This is a genomic window from Thalassolituus sp. (assembly GCF_984348125.1).
In genome coordinates this window covers 45388-69866 of the sequence record NZ_CFHJLR010000010.1, presented here as the reverse complement: position 1 = coordinate 69866, position 24479 = coordinate 45388, and the positions used below count along the sequence as shown (strand labels likewise).

At 53.6% G+C, this 24479-nt stretch carries 18 protein-coding genes; 7 read left to right on the top strand and 11 right to left on the bottom strand.

Going from position 1 to position 24479, the window contains the following annotated elements; all coding sequences use genetic code 11:
- Nucleotides 1–14: 14 nt before the first annotated feature.
- Both AC5E51_RS09000 and AC5E51_RS08995 read right to left on the bottom strand, forming a co-directional pair.
- Nucleotides 15–1409, bottom strand: a complete 1395-nt coding sequence (locus tag AC5E51_RS09000; RefSeq protein ID WP_301377834.1) for a DUF5666 domain-containing protein — start codon at nucleotides 1407–1409, stop codon at nucleotides 15–17.
- Between the two features lie 95 nt (nucleotides 1410–1504).
- Entirely contained in the window at nucleotides 1505–2947 is a 1443-nt protein-coding gene (locus tag AC5E51_RS08995; protein WP_297533702.1) for a S8 family serine peptidase, read from the bottom strand.
- Nucleotides 2948–3049: 102 nt separating this feature from the next.
- Between AC5E51_RS08995 and AC5E51_RS08990 the strand changes: the two genes are divergently transcribed.
- Both AC5E51_RS08990 and AC5E51_RS08985 read left to right on the top strand, forming a co-directional pair.
- Nucleotides 3050–3544, top strand: coding sequence for an RNA polymerase sigma factor (locus AC5E51_RS08990; RefSeq protein WP_297533701.1), 495 nt, complete (start codon nucleotides 3050–3052; stop codon nucleotides 3542–3544).
- Nucleotides 3545–3554: 10 nt separating this feature from the next.
- Nucleotides 3555–4226, top strand: a complete 672-nt coding sequence (locus AC5E51_RS08985; protein WP_297533700.1) for a zf-HC2 domain-containing protein — start codon at nucleotides 3555–3557, stop codon at nucleotides 4224–4226.
- On the opposite strand, the gene AC5E51_RS08980 is transcribed toward AC5E51_RS08985, so the two are convergent.
- On the bottom strand, nucleotides 4227–5201 hold the full coding sequence (locus AC5E51_RS08980) for a DNA topoisomerase IB (RefSeq protein ID WP_297533699.1): 975 nt from the start codon (nucleotides 5199–5201) through the stop codon (nucleotides 4227–4229). It lies immediately after the preceding gene.
- A 93-nt stretch (nucleotides 5202–5294) separates the two neighbouring features.
- On the opposite strand from AC5E51_RS08980, the gene AC5E51_RS08975 reads away from it, so the two are divergent.
- Both AC5E51_RS08975 and AC5E51_RS08970 read left to right on the top strand, forming a co-directional pair.
- Nucleotides 5295–6215, top strand: coding sequence for a hypothetical protein (locus AC5E51_RS08975; RefSeq protein ID WP_297533698.1), 921 nt, complete (start codon nucleotides 5295–5297; stop codon nucleotides 6213–6215).
- Nucleotides 6216–6395: 180 nt separating this feature from the next.
- The gene (locus AC5E51_RS08970) at nucleotides 6396–8693 is read left to right on the top strand and encodes a hypothetical protein (protein WP_301377830.1); all 2298 of its coding nucleotides are present in this window, start codon (nucleotides 6396–6398) and stop codon (nucleotides 8691–8693) included.
- Nucleotides 8694–8778: 85 nt separating this feature from the next.
- On the opposite strand, the gene rep is transcribed toward AC5E51_RS08970, so the two are convergent.
- A complete protein-coding gene (gene rep / locus AC5E51_RS08965; RefSeq protein WP_068442564.1) occupies nucleotides 8779–10797 on the bottom strand; it encodes a DNA helicase Rep in 2019 nt (672 codons plus the stop codon).
- Between the two features lie 211 nt (nucleotides 10798–11008).
- Here rep and AC5E51_RS08960 point away from each other — a divergent pair, with 211 nt between their 5' ends.
- Nucleotides 11009–12619, top strand: coding sequence for an EAL domain-containing protein (locus AC5E51_RS08960; protein ID WP_491778446.1), 1611 nt, complete (start codon nucleotides 11009–11011; stop codon nucleotides 12617–12619).
- A gap of 34 nt (nucleotides 12620–12653) precedes the next feature.
- Here the strand turns inward: AC5E51_RS08960 and AC5E51_RS08955 are convergent, their stop codons facing one another.
- The 3 genes from AC5E51_RS08955 to AC5E51_RS08945 all read right to left on the bottom strand — a co-directional run bounded on the left by AC5E51_RS08955 (nucleotide 12654) and on the right by AC5E51_RS08945 (nucleotide 15842).
- The gene (locus AC5E51_RS08955; protein ID WP_175607862.1) at nucleotides 12654–12809 is read right to left on the bottom strand and encodes a hypothetical protein; all 156 of its coding nucleotides are present in this window, start codon (nucleotides 12807–12809) and stop codon (nucleotides 12654–12656) included.
- Between the two features lie 132 nt (nucleotides 12810–12941).
- Nucleotides 12942–14270 carry a DUF4397 domain-containing protein gene (locus tag AC5E51_RS08950; protein ID WP_491778445.1) on the bottom strand — a complete coding sequence of 443 codons (1329 nt, stop codon included), beginning with the start codon at nucleotides 14268–14270 and terminating at the stop codon, nucleotides 12942–12944.
- 57 nt (nucleotides 14271–14327) lie between these two features.
- The gene (locus AC5E51_RS08945) at nucleotides 14328–15842 is read right to left on the bottom strand and encodes a YifB family Mg chelatase-like AAA ATPase (RefSeq protein ID WP_297533692.1); all 1515 of its coding nucleotides are present in this window, start codon (nucleotides 15840–15842) and stop codon (nucleotides 14328–14330) included.
- 280 nt (nucleotides 15843–16122) lie between these two features.
- Here AC5E51_RS08945 and AC5E51_RS08940 point away from each other — a divergent pair, with 280 nt between their 5' ends.
- Entirely contained in the window at nucleotides 16123–18834 is a 2712-nt protein-coding gene (locus AC5E51_RS08940) for a S8 family peptidase (protein ID WP_491778444.1), read from the top strand.
- Nucleotides 18835–18923: 89 nt separating this feature from the next.
- Here AC5E51_RS08940 and AC5E51_RS08935 read toward each other — a convergent pair whose 3' ends face one another.
- Genes AC5E51_RS08935 through hldE form a run of 4 tightly spaced genes read right to left on the bottom strand, consistent with a single transcriptional unit; the run spans nucleotide 18924 to nucleotide 23109 of the window.
- Nucleotides 18924–19745 (bottom strand): SDR family oxidoreductase, encoded by an 822-nt coding sequence (locus AC5E51_RS08935; protein ID WP_068442581.1) that lies wholly within the window; start codon nucleotides 19743–19745, stop codon nucleotides 18924–18926.
- A 25-nt stretch (nucleotides 19746–19770) separates the two neighbouring features.
- Nucleotides 19771–20718, bottom strand: a complete 948-nt coding sequence (gene lpxL, locus AC5E51_RS08930) for an LpxL/LpxP family Kdo(2)-lipid IV(A) lauroyl/palmitoleoyl acyltransferase (RefSeq protein WP_068442585.1) — start codon at nucleotides 20716–20718, stop codon at nucleotides 19771–19773.
- Nucleotides 20711–21682 carry an ADP-glyceromanno-heptose 6-epimerase gene (rfaD, locus tag AC5E51_RS08925; protein ID WP_068442588.1) on the bottom strand — a complete coding sequence of 324 codons (972 nt, stop codon included), beginning with the start codon at nucleotides 21680–21682 and terminating at the stop codon, nucleotides 20711–20713. The genes lpxL and rfaD overlap by 8 nt, the downstream gene beginning before the upstream one ends.
- The gene (hldE, locus tag AC5E51_RS08920; protein ID WP_068442655.1) at nucleotides 21679–23109 is read right to left on the bottom strand and encodes a bifunctional D-glycero-beta-D-manno-heptose-7-phosphate kinase/D-glycero-beta-D-manno-heptose 1-phosphate adenylyltransferase HldE; all 1431 of its coding nucleotides are present in this window, start codon (nucleotides 23107–23109) and stop codon (nucleotides 21679–21681) included. Before hldE ends, rfaD begins: the two co-directional genes overlap by 4 nt.
- Nucleotides 23110–23208: 99 nt before the next feature.
- On the opposite strand from hldE, the gene waaA reads away from it, so the two are divergent.
- Nucleotides 23209–24477 (top strand): lipid IV(A) 3-deoxy-D-manno-octulosonic acid transferase, encoded by a 1269-nt coding sequence (gene waaA, locus AC5E51_RS08915; RefSeq protein WP_301377819.1) that lies wholly within the window; start codon nucleotides 23209–23211, stop codon nucleotides 24475–24477.
- Nucleotides 24478–24479 lie beyond the last annotated feature (2 nt).

The window sequence follows — 24479 nt, the reverse complement described above, 5'->3', positions numbered from 1 at the left end:
AGCGACCTCTCATATCAGTCGTCGTCATGATCATCCTCGTGATCGTCGTATTCATGATCTTCCCCAGCCTCGCTGGCAACGATGACGCTTCCGTCGTAGATACCCTCCACTTCAAAGTAGGTGCCGGTCTGCAGAGATGCCAGGTCAATCTGACTCAGTGACGACATATCCACCGTAATTCCGAGCATGGTGACAGTCCCAGCAGCTACATCAACGGCAGTCACGGGCGCGGTGATTTTCACCTCTGTATCATCCTCTTCGCGCTCAAGCTTCAGGGCGCGGTATGTGCCATCGGCTTCTATGGTCAGGAGGACTTCAACGTAATCACCCACAGCGACTGAGCTGAGGTTGAAGTAATACTCTTCGTCACGTTCATCCCTGACCCTTGTCGAGGTATTCACGACAGCCTCAACACCCATCACCGAAATCGTACCATCGCCCACTGCCGTAACTGGTCCTTCCAGCTCAAGCTTTACAGCAGCCTCGAAGTCAATTTCAGCGGCGACCAGTGCACCATCCGCATTAAATGAACCTTCTACTTTCACTTTAGCATTCAGCGCCAGATCGGAGACCGAACCATCGTCGAAGCGGGTTGACGAGTTAAACACAACGCTGGTGCCATTCACCGTCATGGTTCCGGCCGCGGCATCGAGATCCGAGACAGCACCGTATACTTTAATTTCGCCGTCATGATCATGGTGCATGTCTTCCTGCTCGACCTTGCTGGCGACGAGAACGCCGGCCTCCAGTTCACCTTCTACCTCAACAAGCATGCCGTTCGCCAGGGCGGCATCATCAAGTTCAAGCGTCGCAACGCTGCTGTAATCGATGGTCAGGCCGCCAATGGCGAATGTCATGGCCGTATCATCAAGCCCACTGATATTTCCGCGCAACTCAATTTCAGTGCTGTCCTCCAGCTCAATAAACGACGCCAGCACACTGCCATCGCCGCTGCGTGAACCACTGACTTCAATGTATTGACCAACCGCCATGGTATCGAGGCTTGTGCCACTGAAGACGGTCATAGCGTCTGTGGTAATTGTCTGACCAAGAACCACCAGGGTGCCGGCTGCCAGGTCGATGGACTCTACCGGACCACGGATATCGGCCTCATAGCTGATGCGGCTGGCAACACCTTCACTGCCATCGTCAGAACCCTCAACAATAACCCGCTGGCCAACGCGCAGTTCGCTTTCGACACCGGAGCGGTCGTTTATTTCAAATTCGGTATTACTGCTTTCATAGTGAACGCCGTCAACAATGACACTGCCGAAACCATCGACGGTACCGACCACAGTCCGGTCCTCTGCAGCACTGCTGCCAGATGATGAAGAACCACCACTGCCGCACGCGACAAGAAGAACCGAAGATGAAAGCAGTAGCGCTGGAAAGACGATTTTGTTTTTCATGACATTACCTCGTTAAGCTGAGTCTTCAGAACAATGGCTGCACCCGAGCACACCCATGTTGTTCCGTTATCTGGTTTAACGAGCTATCCGGAGATTTATTCCCCGCTCGAGGTCATTATTTTGTCAATGTTGAGTAAGCCGAACCCAAAGGTGTCATCGAAACCCGGTTCACCGAGGTCAATTGCCGAGTCTTCGTACTGCTGAACACTGTGCCCCTGAGCCAGAACTGCACTGGCGAGTGCAGAGGCAACCGATGTTCCGTCTTTGATCGCAAATCGCTGATCCGGTGCCGCCAGACGAAGACCTACCCCTAAGGCAGAAAACTGCACATGTTGCCCGCGCACGGCGCGAGTGTAGACAGCCATGTCTGTATCGACCGCCGTGACTGCAATCACGCCTGGCTGCGCCGCGGGATAACGGGGAAAAGCAGCCGCACCATCATTGCCCACCGATGCCACAATGCGAATTCCGCGCAGTAACATCTGCTCAATGGCGGCGCTCAGCATACGGTTCGGAGGCCCGGACAACGAGAGATTTATCACGTCTGGCCGGACTCCAAGGAGCCAGTCCAGACCGCGTATCAGATCGGCTGCCGAGGCTACCACGGCACCTCGGGCGCTGCGCCCGAACACAACCGCATTGTAAACCTCACTCTGCTCAAGGATTCCGCAGGAGCGACTGAATACGGTGGCAATCGCGGTACCGTGACGATAATCAGGCCGGCTATCCGGCGGGATAAACATTCGTTGCTCAACAGGAGTGTCGGTAAAGCACTCGTGCAACTGATCTATCGAAGAATCCATCATGCCTATCCGGAGAGCCACCGGAGACGGACGGTCAATCCCCATATAAGATGCGGCTTCGAGAGGCAGAAGTCCTCCGTCGCTGTTTTTGGTGCCGTCACTGGCCGCTTTTCCGGCCTTCTCCACCGGGCCATCCAGTGTATACAGGTGGTTTAATTCAGCAGATGGTGGGCGGTCTTCGTCGCCGAAGGTCACCAGCAGCTGACCGAGGCTCTCCAGCTCCTCGACAGACTGGATATCCACGCCGGCATTGCGAAGTGTCTCAAGTTCTTCAGCATCAACAAGTTCAATGTACTCATCCGGCACGGACAATACCTCAAGGTCATCGAGACGCTCATCCAGCTCTGCTAGTTGATGGACGCTGTCCAAGCGCTCAGGAAGGCGCTGCTCCAGCCGCTCCATATTGTCTTCAAACCGATCCTCGAAGGCCTCCTCCAGTTCATCTTCAAAGTCATCATCTTGATCTTCGCGCTCACCGAACATATCTTCGAGGCGATCTTCAAGATCATCATCAATATCGTCGGAATGGCCGAATCTGGCCTCAAGACGATCCTCGAGTTCGTCTTCGGCTTCATCAAAGTCATCCTCTTCCCAATCGTCATCGTCGTCTCTTTCATCCAACTGATTTTCGACAGAATCCTCATGGTCCTCTTCGAAATCATCGTCGCTGGCATGGCACAGGCCGATGGACAGGATCAGATAAATAAAAAGCGTTAAGCAGGTTATACGTCGCAAAGCACACACCGGTTGGTTACTCTCTATTTACTATAACGAAGAAATTGAAAATTTATTTCCTCACATAGGGAATAAAAGGCAGGGAGTGTCGTTAATAACAATATGAAGGCACAGGAACACGAATTCCGTCAGCGCTTGCTGACCATGCTACCCAAGCTGCGACGCTACTGTAATGCGCTGACCGGGGACATGCACAGCGCTGATGATCTGCTGCAGTCCAGCGTGGAAAAGGCGCTGCGCCGGTGGCAGCAATACCAACCCGGCACTGAATTTGAGCGCTGGATGTATCGCCTGTGCCGTAATCACTGGATCGATACCATGCGAACAGAAAAAAACAGCGATGAGCTTACTGACGACCTGATGGTCACCAATGAAGGCGATAACCCGGAACAACAGGCTTTGACTCAGGCCGCTCTGGGGCAGATGCAGGTTCACTTCAACGCCTTAAGTGAGGGGTTAAGAATGGCGTTGTATCTCGTTGCTGTCGAAGGTCGCAGCTATCAGGAAGCCGCCGATATTCTGGATGTTCCTTCAGGTACGGTAATGAGTCGTTTAGCACGCGCGCGCAAGCATCTGGCCGAAGCCAGTCAACGTTGAGGTAATGACGATGAACAGAATCTCTGAGGAAACCTTATCTGCCTATATTGATGGTGAGCTCTCTTCGAATGAGCGTCTTGCGGTAGACCAGGCTCTGGCTGATTCACCAGACCTGCGGGCTGAACTGAACGCTCTTAAGTCTGCCGATGAGATAGCGCGGGCCGCATTCATTCCTGTCGATGAAGCCCCAATGCCCGCAGGGCTGGAAGCGCTTATCAGGAGCGACTCTGCAGAGCGGACAGACCCTGAAGACAACGTCGTGCCACTACCAACGCGCTCACTACAGCAGCCGCAACGCAACGTTATGCGGCCTGCAGCCATCGCCGCAAGTGTCGTCCTGTCTGCCGTACTTGTATGGCAGACAGGTCTGCAGTCACCAGCGCATCCCGCTCAACTGGCGGTCGCACCGGCACTTACCACAGAGGCATCGGGCTACGTCGAGCAAGGGGACGATTGGCGTATGGAAATCCTGGCTACCCGCGAGACGGCTGAAGGCGATATCTGCCGGGATCTTATGCTGCATACGCCGGAACATTCGACTGAATACAGCGCTTGTCTGCAATCTGACCAGTGGCAATGGCAGCAGCATCAGTCCACACCGGGCTACGTCACCGCCACTGCCGGCAAACCCGCAGGAGTGATGACAGCGGCCGAGGAAAAAAACTGGCTTGAGCGTCAGTGATCAATCCCGGGTCAGCAACGCCAACGTTGCCTGCTCATCGGCGGACAGTAAGCCATCCGGCTGCTCACTGAGTTGCTTACGCAGATTCCGGATCGTTCTGCCTTGCTCATAAGCTTTGATAATCGCCGGATGAATATAACTCTCCCGGCAGATGGCAGGCGTATTCCCTAACCGCTCTGCTACATTTTTTACCGCCCGGACGACTTCTGAGGTGGTGAGTTTTTCTTCGTCCTGAGGGCCTGCCTCAGCAAGCGCGACGGCCATCAGCAGCGTACCCGCCCAGGTGCGGAAGTCCTTTGAGGTAAAGTCTTCACCCATGATCCGGCCAATGTATTCATTCAGGTCTGTTGAGGTAAATTTCTGACGCTCACCATCCGGTAAGGTCACGTCAAACAACTCGTAGCCCGTCATCCCCTCTAGCTCATGCAGAAGATCGCAGACGGCCTCGTCTTCAATGATCCGACGCTGCTCCTGCCCCGACTTCCCCTGGTACTCAAAGACGATGGACTCGCCGTGGGATGTCATATGACGATTTCTCAGCGTCGTCAGGCCATGACTCTGATTCTGTTCGGTGTAACGTTGGCTCCCGGGCCTGAAGAACGCCTCATCCATCAAGCGCACCATGCCCGCCAGGACCGCATCCGCGTTTACCGGCCGCTGGTTGATATGTTGAGCCGTTACGCGCCGCATAGTTTCCAGCTGCTCACCAAAACGCAGAATTCGCTGAAACTTACGCTCCGCCGCTTCGGCTGCCCAATCCGGGTTGTAGATATATTGCTTACGTCCCTGCGCATCACGACCCGTCGCCAGTACTTTCGCATTTCTGTCGGTATTGATCTCAACCTCTTCCCAGGCTGGAGGAATGGCCAAAGACTTCACCCAGCGTTTCAGGCTGGCATTACGTACCGTCTCACCTGTTTCATCCTGATATGTGTAGGTTTTTCCGTGCGGTTTCCGATAGATATACGTTGCCATGGCCGTGCCTTTGAGGATTTATGGCATTCTATGCGCCTTGCCTGAAAAGGGCACGCGGGTAACAATGCCTGAGACCGAACTGTGGAAAATCCCATGTCAAAGATGACCAGACTGACCTCGCTTATTCTGACCTCCCTGCTGGTCAGCGTTTTTGCCAATGCTGAGCCGCGAGCGCAAACACCTGAAGAAGACGCGATCCCAGAGCCAGTGATCGTTCTCAGTGAACTGACCGGCAATATTATTCTGAAGAATGGCGAGTCACCCGAAACATCGCTCCAGCTGCTGATCGAGAATGAATCGGACGAAAGCTATTCCGGGGTGATAGGTTTTGCGGGTGCTGATGCTCAGGAGATCGCTATTGCGGCTGGAGAGTCGACCACCATCTCATTGCCAACATCACCGCGCCACGCAGGAAAGATCGACCAGATTCAAAAAGCTGAAGTCGACCTTTCATTACTTTTAGATAATGCACCGGCCCCGGCCATCAGCTCGGTCGATATAGATATCCAGATTCCTGAAGCCGCTTATCCGATGATCCGTTCAGAACCGCCGGCGATGGAAAAGTCAGCAGAGGAAGAGTTTCAGTACGAATATTACGCTCGCTCTCAGCAGTTACAGCCGATCAAATTCACCTATAACCCCGGCCCGGTGAACCTTCAGGTTCGTAAAACCGTATATCCGATCCCAGTAGAAACCGGGCCTGTCGAAATCAGTATCGAAGTAGTTAACCACGGCTCACAGGCCACCAGCGAACTGATTCTCAGGGATGCACTCGACGATACTGATTTCAGCGGCGCAGGCGATAACTTCACTCGTTTTGTATCTGAAGACGGCACAGAATTGATATGGGAGCGGACGCTGGAACCGCTGGCGCCCGGCGAGCGTCGCCGGATTAACTACACAGTTACGGCAAAATACGCAGTCGGCGATAAACAGCTGCCCGCAACGACCGTCATAATGGACGATGAGCTGACTGGCCTGAGTAATAAAGTCTGGCTACCGAAGTGGCATTAACACAAACATAATTTTCTCTCACGCCCCGGCTACACGTAGCAGGGGCGTTACCCCACTGTTCTGTTTTGTAGCCACCCACCAGTTACGAAACTCTTGTCGTGTTAGACAAGTCACCACGGCAACACAAATCCATACAGGCTGCTTCACTGAACATACCTCCTCCCAGCCGAGAATTTGCGTATGTTCAGACAACTCATCCCAACAGGTGCTGCGCTTGCAGCGATTTTAATCACCAGTGGCTGCTCCAGCAGTAGTGGTAATTCTGACGATCCAGACAACAGCGACGGCAGTGGAAATGTCTCACTAGAAGGTAAAGCCGCCGATGGCTACCTTGCAGGGGCACGTGTTTGCCTCGACTTAAATAATAATGCGAGCTGCGACGATGGCGAGCCGACCACGACGACCAGTGCCGGTGGTGGTTATACCCTCGAAGGTGTGACGCAGGAACAGATCGCGAATTCACCCATCGTGGTTGAAATTATCGTGGGTGAAACCATCGATGAAGATAACCCAGGTGAAACCATTGATAAGACCTATACCCTGACCGCACCCGCTGGTTCAGCGTTTGTCAGCCCGCTGACGACAATGGTGCAGAACGAAATTAAAGAAAATGGACTGAGCCCGGATGAGGCTAAAGCCAGTATTCAGGCAAGACTAGGTACTGAACTTGACCCGACTGAAGACTATGTCGCGGGCTCTGATGACGGCACCAGTGGAGAGGAGTTTCAGCGCCTGCACAAGGTTGCCCAGGTCACTCGTGCTGTCATGCAGAAGAACATTGAGCTGGTTAATACAGTGGTCAACGAAACCGGCGTGTCTCAGGAAGACCTGACCGCTCTGATTGTAGAACAGGTACTGGAAGCACTCGACGATATTCAGCAAGCGATTGAAACCGCTGGAGACGGTTTCGACGCCGATGACCTGGCAGGCTCCGATGACCTTCAGAGTACCCGTCTGGACCCAAGCAAAGTAGAAGAACAACTTGAAGAACGCCGCGACCGCCGCGCAGCTACCGCGGCAAATCTGGCCGGCTTACTGACGGATGGAGATGGCCTTAATTTCTTCGAGGCGTTTGAAGAAGAAGGCGCAATGATGTTCGGCTATGGCAATGTCCAGGCTGATGGTGAAGGGGTTATTTCCATCACTCAATATGGCTATGACACACAGGGCGACAGTTGGGTAGCCATGTCTGACGAGGGAAATCAGCAACAGGATTGTCTGCTCGGCAATGGTGAGTGGCGTTGTTTCGCACAGGATAACGAATCCGTGTCAACCGATGGTAATAACGTACGTATTCTGCGCGGTGGCCTGAGTTTCGCCGAGGAAATTATTTCTGGTGAACAGATCAACCTGGAAAATAAGCGCATTGGTGCCTATCTGGAGCATGAGTATCAGGCAGTCATTGATCCTGCAGTGACATTCGACGATACCGCCCTGGGCTATCTGCTGACCTTTACCCGCAGTCAGGATACGTATGAGCTGTACAAAGACAATGTAGAGTCAGTCGGCGACTGCTGGGATGGAGAGGTTATCGAGGGTAATACCTGGTCACCGACCGATACCTGGTGCAACAACGTCTTTGTCCACACAGGCGATGGCAATCATGAAACAGATGGCGATGCAGCAACCTCTCTCTCGCAACTGATCAGCTCAGCAGCCGCAAGTAATCCACAATATCGAGCAGACCTGGGAGGCATCGACCTGTATGGCGATGACAATCAGCACGTTGTAGAGCTGGTTTCTGGTGGCACGGCGAATCTGTATCGTATCGAACGCAGCAGCATGGGCGAATCGGAAAGCCTGATCGCTGCTGGCTCAACGAGCTGGCGCCTGTCGACGGTAGAAACAAAAGAAGTGCTGGTCATCGACCTGCCTGCGGATATTGCACTGCGCAGTGATTACGACCGCGGAGCGAAGCCCTTACTTGCAGTTGTCGATGGCTACGTACGCGCGGGTGAGATGATGCCTGCCGGCGGCCGCAGCGACAAACAATGGGTATTTAATGGGAACGCACGCGAACAAATTAAAGCAGCATTCGACTATACCCTGTTGGATGAGCTCACGGCCTGCGATATCGCTGATAACGAAGACTCTTCTTTTGCTGACTTCGACAGAGCTGCGACCGACTGCAGCGCGGTATCGTTCACCTCTGGGGATGTGGCCGGAAAGTCATTCTTCTTCGGTGATGGTGCCTTCAGCTTTACCCAGGACGGCAACGGCCTGTATCAGGGAGAAATCAATGATGGGGACTTTGTCTCACTCGGCTTCACCTGGACCATCAACGACGTCGGCTACCTCATTCTCAATACTCAACATACCGATGATGGCGTGACTCAGTACCTGAGAATGAACCTTGCCAAAGTTGAACTGAATGCTCGTCAGATCAGCGTTGTCAGCTTTGGACAGGATACTGAAGACAGCAGTGCACTCGACAGCGCAACTGGCGAGGTGAATGGAGAGGTATGGGACGTCCGCTAAAAGTGCGCTGGCAATAGCTGGTCCGACACGTCTCAGAGCCCCGGTAATACCGGGGCTTTTTAGTTTTAGAAGGGGAAAGTTCGTATCAGAACAGATTCATCAGGCTATCGAGTGTATCCTGCCCTCGTTTTTTGGATTCTTCCGGAGAGGTTTCTGACTTGCCTTCCCATTCGATATCATCAGGCGGAAGCTCATCCAGGAAACGGGAATGTGTGGTATCCGTGGCTTCGCCGTACTGTCTGCGCTTACCGGCATAGGTCAGCGTCAAAGTGCGCTTAGCGCGTGTAATACCCACGTACATCAGGCGACGTTCTTCTTCAATCGTGTCTGCTTCGATGCTGTTACGGTGTGGCATAAGCTCTTCTTCCATGCCCATGATATAGACATGCGGGAACTCCAGACCTTTCGAAGCGTGCAGTGTCATCAGTTGCACCTGATCGTTCTCGTCCTCTTCGCTCTGCTGCTCCAGCATGTCGCGCAGAATGAGCTTACCGACCGCATCTTCAATGGTGCACTCGTCGCCCAGCTCATCCGCCTTGTCGATCATTTTCTGAATCTGATCAACCAGGAAGTAAACGTTCTTCATACGTCGCTCAGCTTGGTGAGGCGTTCCGGAGTTCTGGTGCAGATAGCCTTCGTAATCGATGTCGTCGATCATTTCTTTGATGGCAGCAACAGGATCATCTGTGTAGGCATTGCGGGTGATACGCTCCAGCCAGTGACCAAAACGACGCAGGCGATCCAGAGCCTTTGGCATCAGTACCTGCTCCAGCCCCATTTCGGTCGTTGCGGCAATCATGCTGATATTGCGCATCGCTGCATATTCGCTGAGTTTCTCGATCGTGCTGGGCCCGATTTCACGGCGCGGTGTATTCACTACACGTAAAAATGCAGCATCGTCTGTCGGGTTAATCAGCAGGCGTAAATACGCCATGATGTCTTTGATTTCATTACGCCCGAAAAATGACTGACCGCCGCTCAACTTATACGGCACCTGATAAGCCTGTAGCTTCATCTCAATCATGCGCGATTGATGATTACCACGGTACAGCACGGCAAAATCACGATAGGTGCCGCCGTAGCGCAGGCGTCGCTCGACAATTTCGGTAGCGATACGCTCTGACTCAACCTCGTCATTCTTGCACTTAAGAATTTTGATCGGATCGCCATACCCTTGATCAGACCAGAGCTTCTTCTCGAATTCGTGAGGGTTATTATCAATAACAATGTTCGCCGCGTTCAGAATGAGGCCCGTAGAGCGGTAGTTCTGTTCAAGCTTGATCAGCTTCAGTGACGGGAAATCTTTTTTCAGTAACGACAGGTTCTCCGGCCGCGCACCGCGCCAGGCATAAATCGACTGGTCATCATCGCCTACCACCGTCAGGCCATTGCGGTGACCCACCAGCAGCTTAACCAGCTCGTACTGCGAGGTGTTGGTATCCTGATATTCGTCCACCAGCAGATAACGGATCTTTTTCTGCCAGCGGGTCAGAACCTCTGGGTTATCCCTGAATAAGATGGTTGGCACCATAATGAGGTCATCGAAGTCGACAGCGTTGTATGCTTTCAACATACGCTGATAAACGCTGTAGGTCTGAGCGACCAATACTTCCTGCGGGCTAGCGGCCTTATTAATTGCCTGCTCAGGCGTGATCAGGTCATTCTTCAGGTTGGATATTTCGTTCTGAACCATGTCCAGCATATCGCCGTCATCACCGTGCTCACGGTGCATCACGTCACGAATAATGCCTTTGCAGTCGTCCTGATCGAGAATAGAGAAGCCCGATTTATAACCTGCGGTACTTAGTTCCTGACGGATAATGCCGAGGCCCAGGTTGTGGAAAGTCGACACGGTAAGCCCGCGGGCACCGCCGCGCCCGGTGAGCTGCATCACACGCTCTTTCATCTCTTTGGCAGCCTTATTGGTAAAGGTTACCGCCGCAATGTGATGAGACTTAATTCCACAGGCATCGATCAGGTAAGCAATTTTGCGGGTAATCACACTCGTCTTGCCAGAGCCCGCACCCGCGAGCACCAGCAAGGGGCCATCAATATACTTGGCGGCTTCTCGTTGACGGGGGTTGAGCTGACTTAAATCGACCACGGATATACCTCTGAAACAGGCTGGAGATTCTACCAGCATTTACCTCGAAGGAGACACCACTGCCGAACGCTGGAGAAACAAAGTCAGGGGTGAAAATAATGGGCCAATCCAGACACATTTCCGGCCATTCATTCGCGAAGCCGCATTCTCTCTTCTATATGTCATAGGGCGGATTATTTTTGGGGTACACCGTTTCAGGATGAGCCAGAGAATGGACACCGAACAACCGATGCTACTTGCGCTGGGTACTGACAGCCCGATGCCTGATTTTCTGACAGACTGGCTGAGTCAGGAAACCGCACACCAGAAAAACGCACTGCGCGTAGGAATGCTGGACGCGTTTATCCCCGTCCCAGAGGGGCATATGGTCGTCATCACGGTGCCACATGGTGACCCGGAGCAACGCGATCGGGTTCAGGAGGTGACTCTTCAGGTACCGACGCTACTGATCGGGTTCGCAGACGAACGGGCCTTCTACCCTGATGCCTGCGTCTGGATCGACGCAGATCACCTCACGCCTCACGCACTCAAACACGGATTGACTGAGCTGAGGGCTTGCGTTGCTGGCCAGTTACGCCCGTTACTTGCTCGCCAGAACTGGATGCTGCAGTGTCGCAGCCTTCTGGAACGCAATTCTGACCTGATGCTGCAACTCGTGAGCTGTCGCTGGCGGCCTGCTGCCTCCGGCGATAGTGCTGAAATCCGCTTTGACACCCAGCAATCGTTTGAACATCAGCTGCGGGCAAGCGCTCCCGCCGATGCACTGATAGGGAAGCTCCTGGACGATCAGTTTGTGATTGTCAGCCAGAGTACAAAGCATCTTTCAGAAAAGTGGGTCCGCTCTCACGATGATGATACAAGCTTCCTTTGGACCGCATTTCTAAGCACCCCGGTGCCACTTCACTCTTACGATGACCTGGGTGAGGCGCTTCAGCACTGTGTTCGCGAGATTGAGCGTAGCCGTATGATGTGCAGCCGGATTGGAGGGCGCTCGCTCACCGCTGATGAGTCAATAGTTGTGAAGGATCTCATCCGCGCGCTACGCAACAAAGAATTTTATCTGGAGTTTCAGCCACAATTTGATAGTCACACAGCTACGATTGTGGGGGCAGAAGCCCTGTTGCGCTGGCTCCACCCCGAACTTGGTATGGTGCCGCCAACCGCATTTATACGGGATGCTGAAATGGCTGGCCTGATTCGTACTCTGGGAAGCTGGGCACTCCGAGAGACCCTCAACGTCTGGAAGATGCTGAATGACCGGGGCATCAATATCCGGATGGCAGTTAATGTTTCGTTCCCGGAGGTTGCAGACCCCGACTACGCCGATAAAGTTCTGGATCTGCTGGATGAAACGGGGGTACCCGCCGCCAGTCTGGAACTGGAGCTCACCGAAACCGCCATGATGCTGGACGCTAGTGTATCTTTGAATAATCTGAATCGATTAAAGCTAGCCGGGGTCCGCATCGTTCTGGATGATTTTGGTACTGGCTTTTCGTCGCTTTCTCACCTCAGCGACCTGCCGATTACGGGCATAAAACTCGACCGGGCTTTTGTTACGCCACTCAGTCACGACGATGAAAACTCAGCGCGACGACACATAGTCGCAACCATGCTGGATCTTTCTAAGCGCCTGAAACTGGAAACAACGGCAGAAGGGATAGAAGACCAGAGCTGCCTCGAGGTGATCCACTCACTCGGCTGCGATCGCGTGCAGGGTTACTTTTACGCTCAGCCCATGTCAGTCGACAAACTGATTGAGCGCGCCTGCGTTCAGGAGTCTGTTCTTGTCGATTACGCTTCCGGGCAGCAGAGCCTTTTTTAGCATTCCCTACCAGCCCGACTCCGTTGCAATCTGTTTACTCCTGAGGCGTTTCAGGTGGCGGTGCTGGAGTCTCTTTCGGGCCAAAGAACGCCTCTCCATCAAAAGGACTCGGCGTGCTGACATGGTAATAAGACATAGCGCCAACAAAAGCACCGATAACTAACAGAAATATGATCAGTTGTTTATTCATTCAGGTCTCCGCAATTGCTCAGTCTGTTTTATCAGTCTGGCACGTCACCGGGGTTTCGCAAGAAGACACCTTTGGGGGAAACATGGCGCAAAAAAACGGGGCTGAAGCCCCGTTTTTGTTTTGTAAAAGCAATCAGTCCGCGCGCTTGTCAGTGAGCAGCGGCAATGTCACCGGGGTCGTCTTACCAACTATAACGATTGAATTAACATCTCCTGCAGCTACCGTCTGATTGGTCAGCCCAGGGACAACCGCGGGCCCACCTTTGCCCGACCCTGATGCAACGATGTGAATGTCGTATGTATCAGGAGCAAGAGTGATGTAATCCGTATCATCGCCCTGACTCATCCCAGTGGTTTCGTATGCTTCCTGGCTAATATCAGCAGACTCATAGATATAAACATCTGCCGAATTCACATCTGTAGCGACGGATGCATTTATCAAGCGAATATCTGCGGAACCCGCCTGTGATGCCTCACGCTGATCGGTCAGGAAGATACGTATCGCGCTTGCGAAGTCATCATTGCTGCCACTCGCAACCAGCGTGTAAGACTCCCCTCTCGCAAGCTCAAGCGATGTTGATAAGCCAGATGGGGCACCTTCCAGAGCTGCACCCGCTTCAGTAATGCTTATAGGCAATGAACCCGCAGGAAACACAATATAACCCGAATCCTGGGTGTAACTCATATCTTCCAACGGAGCGTACAGCTCCCCTTCGATATACACATCAATATCCTGAGTATCGATAGCGTGTACGATACGCAGCTCAGCCGTATTGTCTGGAATAGCAGTCGCAGCAGGACCGGCCCAAACCAGCAAAGAAACGGGGGAGCGGCCTTTATCACTGTTCACAGCCACAACAATCGCATCATCAGTGACGCTCAACGAGCCTGAGTCGTATATAACGTCCGTTGATCCATCCGCTGTCAGTCGCACCTGATAAGAACCATCTTCAACACCCTCGAGCAACTGGTTACTCAGGTAAGACAACGCATTCACCTGAGGCGTCTCCCCCAGCTCAGCATCGGGCTCTGATACAAACACGTCGACGTTTGTCGACGAGGCTGCTGGTGCCGCGTGAAGTACACGCAAGTCAATATCACCGTCAGTGACGACGTCAGTTTCATCAAGTACCGTAATCTCAAGGTCACTCGCCTGGTTTACGGCAATCGCGGCATAGTAAGCATTTGAATTGAGGCTCGCAGCATAAGATGCAGCAACGGTATCCGTCCCTGCCAGGCGCAGTTCGATATTGGCATTGCCATCAGACAATTTGAGATAACCCGTACCATCCTGAAAAGCTACATCACTGAGCTGCAGTTCGCCGTTAACGTATACATCCACAGCCTGTGCATCAGGCGAGGCATGTAAGATACGCACGTAGGCATCACTGTCGTCGTCGGCGCCACAGGCAGCGAGACCAGCAATGCTGGCGGCAATCGTCAGTTTTTTGAGCAGGCTCATAGGTTTCTCCGGATAATTATTATTCTTCAACCTGAGCACTATACCAAACAACCCGTGTCAGGCCATCCGATAACGGTCAAGAGCCCGAAAACCAATCGCTTCCATTAAGTGTTGGCGCTGAATGCTGTCCGCGTCATTCAGATCGGCAAGAGTGCGCGCAACGGTCAGCAAGCGATGATAGGAGCGCGCAGACAAATTCAGGCGTGCGATCGTGTCCAGAAGCCAGGCCTGATCACTCTCAAGCAACCGGCACACATCATCCCGCTGCTGCCCTGACAGGCAGGCATTCGCGCAGCCCTGCCTGCGCATCTGACGGTCACGCGCGGCCATCACGCGATCACGAACAGCCGTACTCGGCTCAGAAGGAGGCGCCTGCTGCAGCAGCGCTGGCGATACAGGAGGCACGTCGACATGAAGATCAATCCGGTCCAGTAAAGGCCCTGATGTCTGGCCCTGATAACGACGGATCTGATCTGGCGTACACTGACAGCGCCCAGAGGGGTCACCGTAGTAACCACATGGACACGGGTTCATCGCAGCAATTAACTGGAAACTGGCCGGGTAAGTGACAGAACGGTTGGCACGGCTGATGACGATCTCTCCACTTTCCAGAGGCTCCCGCAGAACATCCAACACTTTACGGCTGTACTCGGGCAACTCGTCCAGAAACAAAACCCCACCGTGCGCCAGAGAGATCTCACCGGGCTTGGGGTTACCGCCACCGCCAACAAGAGCAACGCCTGAAGAAGTATGATGAGGTGCCCTGAAGGGCCTCTGCCCCCAACGGCTTTGCCAGTCGCCACTGTGGTGACTGATGGATGCGACCGACGCAGCCACTAAAGCCTCGTCATTGCTCATCGGCGGCAGAATTCCGGGCAGCCGTGACGCCAGCATGGTCTTTCCAGTCCCCGGAGGCCCGATAAAAAGTAAGTTATGCTGCCCAGCCGCCGCTATTTCAAGCGCTCGCCGAGCACCGACCTGCCCTTTAACCTCTGAAAGATCATTCGTCAGACGGGAGGTTCGAACCGGTGCGTCCTCAGGGCTGACCTCCGGCAGAGATTCATTATTGTGCAACCAGCTACAGACTTCAGATAGCGAACGCGCCTGCAGTATTCTGGCCTCATGACAGAGGGCGGCCTCACCGGCATTACCAGCGGGCACGATCAGCGTCTTACCCGCATGCGCTGCACGTAACGCCGTCGGCAGAATCCCGGTCACCGGACGTAGTTCACCAGACAAGGTCAGTTCCCCAACGAATTCGTAATCGGTAAGCTTGTCTTTCGGTACCTGATCTGAAGACGCAAGAATACCTAACGCAATTGCGAGGTCATAACGTCCGCCCTCTTTTGGCAGATCAGCAGGAGCAAGGTTGATGGTGATGCGCTTAGCCGGAAATTCGTAGTGACTGTTCAGAATCGCACTGCGCACACGATCCTTGGATTCTTTAACCGCCGTCTCAGGTAAACCGACCAGACTTAAAGAAGGCAAACCGCCAGACAAGTGGACCTCAACCTGAACCAAAGGCGACTCTATGCCCACTTGAGCACGGGTATAAACTGTAGAAAGTGACATCGGGCCTCCTTGCCGCTGTATCCAGCTAGACTATAGAAGTACCTGAGTAACGACCATACGAAGAAAGACTGACACCATAACTGCCAGTCACGTATCCTTTACATCTGAAGCCCCGGCTAAGTCGTACCTACCTTTCAAGGCCGAAGAACTAGCGGGGCACGGACAACAGAATACTGTTTGAAGGGAACGTATTGTGAACCGGCTCTCTCCCATATGTATTGCGCTGAGCCTGGTCTTAGCAGGACGTGGAGGCGCCACCAGTAGCGAAGAAGATGAAACCATGACTCCTGACATTTTAATCGATGATGAATGTAACACTCGTAATGCTACTTCGACAGTAGCCAGTTTCGCGGCTGCCCTGCTGAGCACAGCCATGCTGGCTGGCTGTTCAGACGGAGACTCAGATTCCGGACACACGGTCAGTGGTACTCTATTCACCGCCGGGCAGACAGTCATCGATTACGACATCAATGACGTCTATAGCGGCTCCCTGACCAACGACGATCCGTTCAATGGCCAGCCCCTGCCAAACGTGGTCACAGTGCAAGGCTTTGCTTCGAACACGCCAACCAACGCCACAGCGACCGGCGATGCAGAGTTTGAACGTTTCGCTAACCTAGCGGATGAAAGTGACTACTATGCAGTCTCACTTCAGGGCGGACAGCGAATCGTAATGAACGTCGTTGACTACTACGGCAATAACAATCCGGATAGCGCATACGCGGGTGATCTGGACATGTATCTGTATCTGAATACCGGCGGCGACCCCATCCGCAGTTCACAGTCAGAGACCAACCGCGAAGAATTTTCAGTGCCGGCCGATGGTGACTACATTCTTGAGGTGTTCGCCTACAGTGGTATCTCTAAGTATGTTTTACAGATCCTCCCGGCAAGTAATAGCCTGTTGCCAACCGCATCTGAGTCACAACCTGCCCGGCCATCGTTCAAGCCGGGTGAGGCCATCGTGCAATGGAAAGACACTGCGGATACCTCCGCTATTACTGCCTTCAATGTGCGGGACCATCGTGCACAAGCGATGAGCACTGCGACCGATCGCCCGGTCAAACTCAACCTTAGGAAACCGGCATCGGTTGAGCGCCTATCGGCCAGTACTGGTCAAGACCTGAGTGCATTTACCTCTGGCCGCGATACTCTCTCAGCTATTAAGGCACTGAATCAGCGCGATGATGTTGAGTACGCCGAACCTAACTACATCCGTTATGCCACAGCCACACCGGACGATGGCTTGTATCGCCTTCAGTTCCACTACGCGGATATACGTCTTCCGCAAGCCTGGGACCTGTCCACTGGCTCTTCTTCTGTGACTGTTGCCGTGATTGATAGCGGGGTATTCCTAAACCATGAGGATCTGGCCGGTAAGCTGGTATCGGGTTACGACTTTATCAGTGACTCCTCTGTAAGCCGTGATGGTGATGGCATTGATTCGAATCCTGATGATCCAGGCGACAGCAATCAACGCGGAGCAAGCTCATGGCATGGTACTCACGTCACCGGGACAATTGCCGCAGCGACAGACAACCAGCAAGGTACCGCAGGAGCTGGCTGGGATACCCGGGTAATGCCCCTCAGGGTGCTTGGCCTTAACGGTGAAGGCTCAACCTACGACGTACTTCAGGCGGTTCGCTATGCTGCACGTCTGAGTAATGACAGTGGAACCCTGCCATCATCCCGGGCGGACATCATAAACCTCAGCCTTGGCTCGAGCTTCCGCAGCTCGGCGGAACAGGATGCATTTACCGCAGCCCGGAATGCCGGCGTTATTATCGTCGCCGCAGCAGGAAACAGCTCCACCGATGAACTTTTCTACCCAGCGTCATACGATGGTGTGATTTCTGTCAGTGCTACCGCCCCTGATGACAGCCTGGCCTACTACTCAAACTTTGGCAGCAAGATAGACGTTGCTGCTCCGGGCGGAGACCTGCGTAACGACACAAACTCTGATGGGCAAGCGGACGGTGTACTAAGTACCTCGGTGGATGACTCCGCAGGCACTCGACAAAGTGCTTATACGCTTCAGCAAGGCACATCGATGGCGACACCGCACGTCGCCGGTGTTCTTGCGCTGATGAAAGCGGTCGACCCAACACTGACTCCGGGCGAAGTAGATTCCTTGCTGAGTAGCGGTCGGATTACCGACGACATCGGCGCTGCCGGTCGTGATAATGAGTTCGGACACGGTCTTATCAACGCGCTAAAGGCGGTTCAGGAAGCAAACAACCTCGCCGGCGGCGGCAGTGTTCCCCAGGTTCCTGTACTGGAGAGCGACCCCGACGAGCTTCAGTTCGGTTCAGGCTCTTCACTGACCCTTACCCTGAACAACGTTAATGATGAAGCTGATGACCCCGTCATCACGACAGACGTCAGCGAAGACTGGCTCACGATCAGCCCGAGTGATGTCGACAGTAATGGCTTTGGCGAATACGTAGTGACTGTCGATCGCGCCGACCTTGTAGATGGCATGTACGAAGGTCTGGTCCGCTTTACACCAGATACTGGCAACAGTCTCGATGTGACAGTAACTATGCGGGTCGGTGACATCATCACCATGACAGATTCAGCGCCTCAGTATGTACTGCTGGAGGATTCTGAAACCGCCGAAATCGTTGCAGAGACCCTCGTAAATCCAAATGGCAGCTACGCGGTCACGGATGTGCCTACCGGCAGCTATCGGGTTGTCGCAGGTTCAGATATCGACGTTGATCTTTTCATCTGCCAGAACGGGGAAACCTGCGGCGGCTATCCTGACTCAGTGACTGAAGAAGTCATCGAGGTTAACGGTGACGTAACCGACATCGACTTTGTTGTCAGCCTGGTCAGCGGCATTGATGTCAGTGATGACGGCGGACCTGGAATTCTGCGTGCCAATCCGTCAGCTGACCCCGAAGAGCCTGACTCCAAAGAGTCTGAGCCAGCGGATAACAGCACAGAAGACGAGAGCGACAGCAAGCCTGTCCGTTCAGTAAGTCGTTAAAATACTCTCACTTCCGTTCAATTAAAAAGGGCCGCTCATGCGGCCCTTTTTAATGCGTGTGTTTCGACGATTAAGCCAACTGAACAAAATCAGCTTTGCTTTTGCAGTGACTCTTCACGACGCCGCAAATCGAATGATGCCTGCTTCACTTTCCAGCGGAACAGACCACCCAGCCAACGCTTAATAAATACCGCTTTGCGGCCAATCGGGTGCGGGTTACAGATCATCTCGCCCTTCATCAGCGACTTATAGGCGCGATCAGCCACTTCACTGGCATCCAGCTCTGACTTCTCGAACACCTTATCGACGAACTTCAGCATTGAAGGATCTGACGTTTTCATCGTCTTGTTCAGATTGGTACGGAAGAAACCTGGGCACAGCGCCGTGACCTTGATGTTATAAGCGTGCAGCTCGTAGTACATGGTTTCAGAGAGTGCGATCACACCCGCCTTAGTCACATTGTAGGAAGCCATCGACGGGAGAATCATCAGACCGGCAAGCGAAGCAGTATTCATAATGTAGCCGCTGTTCTGCTTCTTCATCACAGGGGTAAAGGTACGGCAGCCCAGAGCGACGCCTTTGAGGTTGATATCGATGATCCATTCCCACCAGGCCCACTCGCCCGCGTCAATACGGTCGCCAGTGGCAACACCGGCATTATTAATCAGGACATCAAGGCCACCCCACCGCTCTTCAACATCAGCACGCAGTGCATTCCACTGATCTTCAGAGGTGACATCCAGATAGGCCGTCCAGCCTTTACCACCTGCTTTTTCTACCAGCTCCAGAGTTTCAGCCGAGCCCTCGCTGTTAATATCTGCGATACAGATATCGGCACCTTCTTTAGCGAAGCGTAAGGCCAGTTCGCGGCCAAGACCGCTGGCTGCACCTGTGATCAGTACTTTTTGCATGATGATAAAACCCCGTAAGTTGTTGTTATTTTTTCTTGCGGTAAATGCTGCCCTTTTTCATGTCAGGGTCAACCGTTGTCTTAAAGCGCTTGTGTAGCCACAGATACTGAGAGGGGTGCTCCCGTAACTGTGCTTCGATAAAGTCATTCGCCATTTGGGCGTCGGCTGCGTCATCGCCGCTCGGAATCGGTAAAGGATCATGCACCGTGACGGTATAGCCCGAGTTATCATCTTTACGGAAGTAAGTGATCGGCATCACCAGCGCCTTACCCGCTTTCGCGATACGGGAAGTCGCTGTAATCGTCGCCGCCGGGTGGCCAAAGAAGTTTACGAAGATGCTGTTCTTACGGCCGAAATCCTGATCCTGGGCGTACCAGAGCACGTTGCCCTGACGTAACGTACGGATGAATCCACGGATGTCTTTACGCGTCAGGCATTCATCGTACAAACGGGCGCGGTTCCGCTCCATTACATAATTCATCACCGGGTTATCCTGCGGGCGATAGCTTACGCTCACGCGTTGCACTGTACTGACCAGGCTGCCAGCGAGATCCAGCATGGAGTAATGAGCACCGAGCAACATCACACCCTGACCGTTATTCTGTGCCTCTCGCACCTTATCGAAACCTACAAAATCCGTGCGGGCGGCCAACCACTGAGGATCACGGAACCAGCCCATAAAGGTTTCCATCAAACCGATGCCATTATCGATAAAGATCTGACGTACCAGGGCATCACGCTCAGCCGGGGATTTCTCTGGAAAGCAGATTTCCATATTTACTTCGGCAATTCTGCGACGACTCCCGGCGACCTTGTGTAGCAGCAAGCCAATACCTTTGCCGATTCCCAACTGCCATGAAAAGGGCAAGCGAGTCAGAAGCGCGAGCAATCCTACGCCCAACCAGATGGGCCAGTGCTTAGGGTGGAGCGGAGCTTTGAGCTGCTCCGCGCCGCCTTTAGATACATCAGCCATTCAGCCAGTCCAGATACGCGTTAACGCCCTGTTCAACTGTGAAAAATTCGTCGGTGTAGCCAGCTGCACGCAAATTCGAGATATCCGCTTCGGTGAAGCTCTGGTATGCACCTTTCAGATGATCCGGGAACGGAATGTACTCTTTCTTGCCATCGGTACCTTTCGCGCCATGCCACGCAACGACGGCATCTGCAACGTCGTTAAAGCTCTGGCATTTACCTGTTCCCAAATTGTAAATCCCCGATGCCGCTCTCTGCTGCCAGAACCAGAGGTTCACTTTCACAACATCGCCGACATAGACGAAGTCACGGCGCTGCTCGCCAGCACCCCAGCCTTCGGTCTCGCCAAACAGCTTACAAACGCCGGTGTCCTTAATCTGGTTATTGAAGTGAAAAGCTACTGACGACATAGAGCCTTTGTGCTGCTCACGCGGGCCATACACGTTGAAATAACGGAAGCCCACAACCTGACTTGGGAAACGGTTATTCGGATAAGTGGCCTGCAACTGACGAACGTATTGGTCGAACTGCCACTTAGAGTAGCCGTACACGTTCAGAGGCTTTTCGTGAGCGCGCTCTTCTTTGAATACGTCGCTGCCGCCGTAAACCGATGCGCTGGAGGCATACAGATACGGAATACCCTGTTCGAGGCAGGCATGCAGCAGAATCTTGGAGTACTCGTAGTTGTTCTCCATCATAAACTTGCCATCCCACTCGGTAGTGGATGAGCAGGCACCTTCGTGGAAGATAGCTTCAACATCGTCCAGCAGGCCATCATCAATCTGTACGCGCTGGATAAAGTCATCCTTATCCAGATAGTCGGCAATATCGCAATCGCTGATGTTATAGAACTGGCGACCGTCGCTCAGGTCGTCCACCACGATGATGTCGGTGCGCCCCATCGCGTTCAGGGCTTTAACGATGTTGCTGCCAATAAAGCCAGCGCCGCCTGTTACGATAATCATGCTTCTGTCTCCTGAATGCGTTTAACAATGGCCGTGGTTGAGCAGTTGTCTTTAAAGCTCAGGATGATCACGTCACCACCGTTTTGCTGTACACACTGACCACCAGCAATCTCTTCGATGCGGTAGTCACCACCCTTCACCAGAATATCCGGCAGCACCCGACAGATCAGGCGCTCCGGGGTATCTTCGGTAAAAGGCACCACCCAGTCCACGCTTTCAAGGCCAGATAACACAGCCATTCGGTGGTCGAGTGGGTTAATTGGACGTGCCGGGCCTTTCAGGCGCGACACAGATTCGTCAGAGTTCACCGCAACCAACAGGCGGTCACCCAAGGCTTTCGCTTCTTTCAGATACTGCACATGACCGGGATGAATAATGTCGAAACAGCCATTGGTCATGACCAGAGTTTCACCACGTTCACGGGCCTCCTCGACCAGTACCATCAGCGAGTCTTCATCAAACAGGCCAGCACCCTGCTGGCTGTCCTGACGCAGCTCACGGCGCAACTCTTCGGTTGAGGCCGTTGCGGTACCCAGCTTGCCGACCACAATGCCAGCAGCAGTATTTGCCAACACAGTAGCCTCTTCAAAACCAGCACCAGCAGCCAGCGAGGCCGCCAGAACAGAAATTACGGTATCACCGGCACCGGTCACATCGTACACCTCGCGGGCGCGGGTCGGCAGATGGAAAGGCTCAGCGTCGCGACGTACCAGGGTCATGCCCTTTTCACTGCGGGTCACCAGCACGCCTTCGAGATCAAACTCTTCGACTAGCGCACGGGCTTTTGCAACCAGCGCTTCGTCCGACTGAGCCGGGCCAACCACGGCCTCAAACTCGCTGAGATTCGGTGTAATCAGGGTCGCGCCCCGATATTTCTCGAAGTCCGCACCTTTCGGGTCGACCAGAACCGGAACATTCTGCGCTTTCGCGGCTTTAATCAGAGGCTGAGGATCTGCCAGCGAGCCTTTGCCGTAATCCGACAAGATGACTACACCCGTATTTTTTAAGCGAGCTTCAAACGACGCTTTCGATGCGGAGATATCCACCGCATGAAAGGCATCTTCAAAGTCGAGACGAATCAGCTGCTGCTGACGGCTGATAATCCGCAATTTGGTGATGGTCGGATGGGTGTCGTGCCTTTGGAAATCACAAATAACGCCGGCATCCTGTAACAGACCTTCGAGCAAAGCAGCGTTGTCATCCTGACCGGTAATGCCAAGCAGGTCGACCTGACCACCGAGCACCGCAATGTTCAACGCAACGTTGCCCGCACCACCAGCACGGTTCTCTGTGTCCTGAATTTTCACCACAGGCACAGGTGCCTCGGGAGAAATACGTGACGTCGGGCCACCCCAGTAGCGGTCGAGCATAATGTCGCCGAATACCAGAACCCGGGCTTTGTGAAAATCAGGGATAGTTACATCCATCAGGGGAGTCGCCGGTAGATCAGAAAGCGCGCAGTTTAACATAGGCGACCTCTGATTTGTGCTACTATCCGGGCCCGACATTCAGTACCCGGACGCACTGTGGCACGACACATCTACACCCTGATTTACAGCCTCTTCTTACCCTTAATCGTCGCCCGACTGTGGTGGCGTGGACGCGCGAACCCGGGTTACCGCCAGCGTGTCGCTGAACGCTTCGGTTTTCTGCCCCATAGGCCACGTCCGGGCGGCCTTTGGGTGCATGCTGTATCCGTCGGTGAAACGCTCGCAGCGGCTCAGTTTGTCAAACAGTTCATGGAGCAGAACCCGAACACGCCGGTCATCATTACCAGTACGACTCCAACGGGCTCAGAGCAGGTAAAACGCATATTCGGCGAGCGCGTGTTCCACATGTACCTGCCGTATGACCTGCCGTCATTCATCAATCGTTTTATCAAGAACATCCAGCCTGGTGCCTTGGTCATTATTGAAACTGAACTCTGGCCAAACCTATTGGCATCATGCGCTAAGCATGACCTTCCAGTGGTACTGGCGAACGCCCGACTGTCCGAGAAGTCTGCTCGTGGATACGCAAAACTCCCAGCGTTGACCCGCCCAATGCTACACAGCCTGAGTGTAGTCGCAGTGCAGAATCCGACGGACGGCCAGCGCTTTATTGAATTAGGGTTACCCACCGGCCGTATGAAAGTAACCGGCAGCGTAAAGTTTGATGTCACTGTTCCGGAGGACTGCCATAAGCAGGGAGTCGCGCTTCGCGGGCAATGGGGAGCAGATCGCCCGGTACTGGCACTCGCATCCAGCCACCCGACCGAAGACGAACAACTCCTTGATATCTATCCAGCGTTAGAGAAAGCCATTCCAGGCCTCCTGCTACTACTGATTCCACGCCACCCAGAACGTTTTGAGCCAGTGACCAATGCTGCCCGTAGCCGCCACCTGCACGTCCACCGCCGCACGAATGGCAACGTCTCTGACGATATTCAGATTTATGTTGCCGATACCATGGGCGAAATGCTGAATATGCTTGCCGCAGCCGATGTCGTCGTCATGGGCGGAAGCCTTTATCCGGGCGGCGGCGGTCACAACCCAATTGAACCGGCTGCACTCGGCAAAGCCACCTTGATTGGTGCTGATCACATAAACTTCACCAGTATTGTTAATGAACTGACCGAGGCTGGCGCCATAGCCGTTTGCGAAAGCCTGCCGGCGTTGCAGGATGAGGTAATTCGCTTGCTGAGGGACAGCATTGCCCGCGAAGCGATGGGTCATAAAGGGCTGGACGTGGTAGAGAGTAATCGTGGTGCAGTAGCGCAGTTGCTGGCGTTGGTGAAAGAGCAGTTGTCGGACTGAAG

Coding starts and splice junctions, on each gene's coding strand:
- lpxL (WP_068442585.1), bottom strand. CDS start 20,718: ATGGCTGATGTATCTAAAGGCGGCGCGGAGCAGCTCAAAGCTCCGCTC.
- AC5E51_RS08955 (WP_175607862.1), bottom strand. CDS start 12,809: ATGAATAAACAACTGATCATATTTCTGTTAGTTATCGGTGCTTTTGTT.
- AC5E51_RS08990 (WP_297533701.1), top strand. CDS start 3,050: ATGAAGGCACAGGAACACGAATTCCGTCAGCGCTTGCTGACCATGCTA.
- AC5E51_RS08935 (WP_068442581.1), bottom strand. CDS start 19,745: ATGCAAAAAGTACTGATCACAGGTGCAGCCAGCGGTCTTGGCCGCGAA.
- AC5E51_RS09000 (WP_301377834.1), bottom strand. CDS start 1,409: ATGAAAAACAAAATCGTCTTTCCAGCGCTACTGCTTTCATCTTCGGTT.
- AC5E51_RS08945 (WP_297533692.1), bottom strand. CDS start 15,842: ATGTCACTTTCTACAGTTTATACCCGTGCTCAAGTGGGCATAGAGTCG.
- rfaD (WP_068442588.1), bottom strand. CDS start 21,682: ATGATTATCGTAACAGGCGGCGCTGGCTTTATTGGCAGCAACATCGTT.
- AC5E51_RS08950 (WP_491778445.1), bottom strand. CDS start 14,270: ATGAGCCTGCTCAAAAAACTGACGATTGCCGCCAGCATTGCTGGTCTC.
- AC5E51_RS08970 (WP_301377830.1), top strand. CDS start 6,396: ATGTTCAGACAACTCATCCCAACAGGTGCTGCGCTTGCAGCGATTTTA.
- AC5E51_RS08940 (WP_491778444.1), top strand. CDS start 16,123: ATGACTCCTGACATTTTAATCGATGATGAATGTAACACTCGTAATGCT.
- AC5E51_RS08960 (WP_491778446.1), top strand. CDS start 11,009: ATGGACACCGAACAACCGATGCTACTTGCGCTGGGTACTGACAGCCCG.
- hldE (WP_068442655.1), bottom strand. CDS start 23,109: ATGGATGTAACTATCCCTGATTTTCACAAAGCCCGGGTTCTGGTATTC.
- AC5E51_RS08980 (WP_297533699.1), bottom strand. CDS start 5,201: ATGGCAACGTATATCTATCGGAAACCGCACGGAAAAACCTACACATAT.
- AC5E51_RS08985 (WP_297533700.1), top strand. CDS start 3,555: ATGAACAGAATCTCTGAGGAAACCTTATCTGCCTATATTGATGGTGAG.
- AC5E51_RS08975 (WP_297533698.1), top strand. CDS start 5,295: ATGTCAAAGATGACCAGACTGACCTCGCTTATTCTGACCTCCCTGCTG.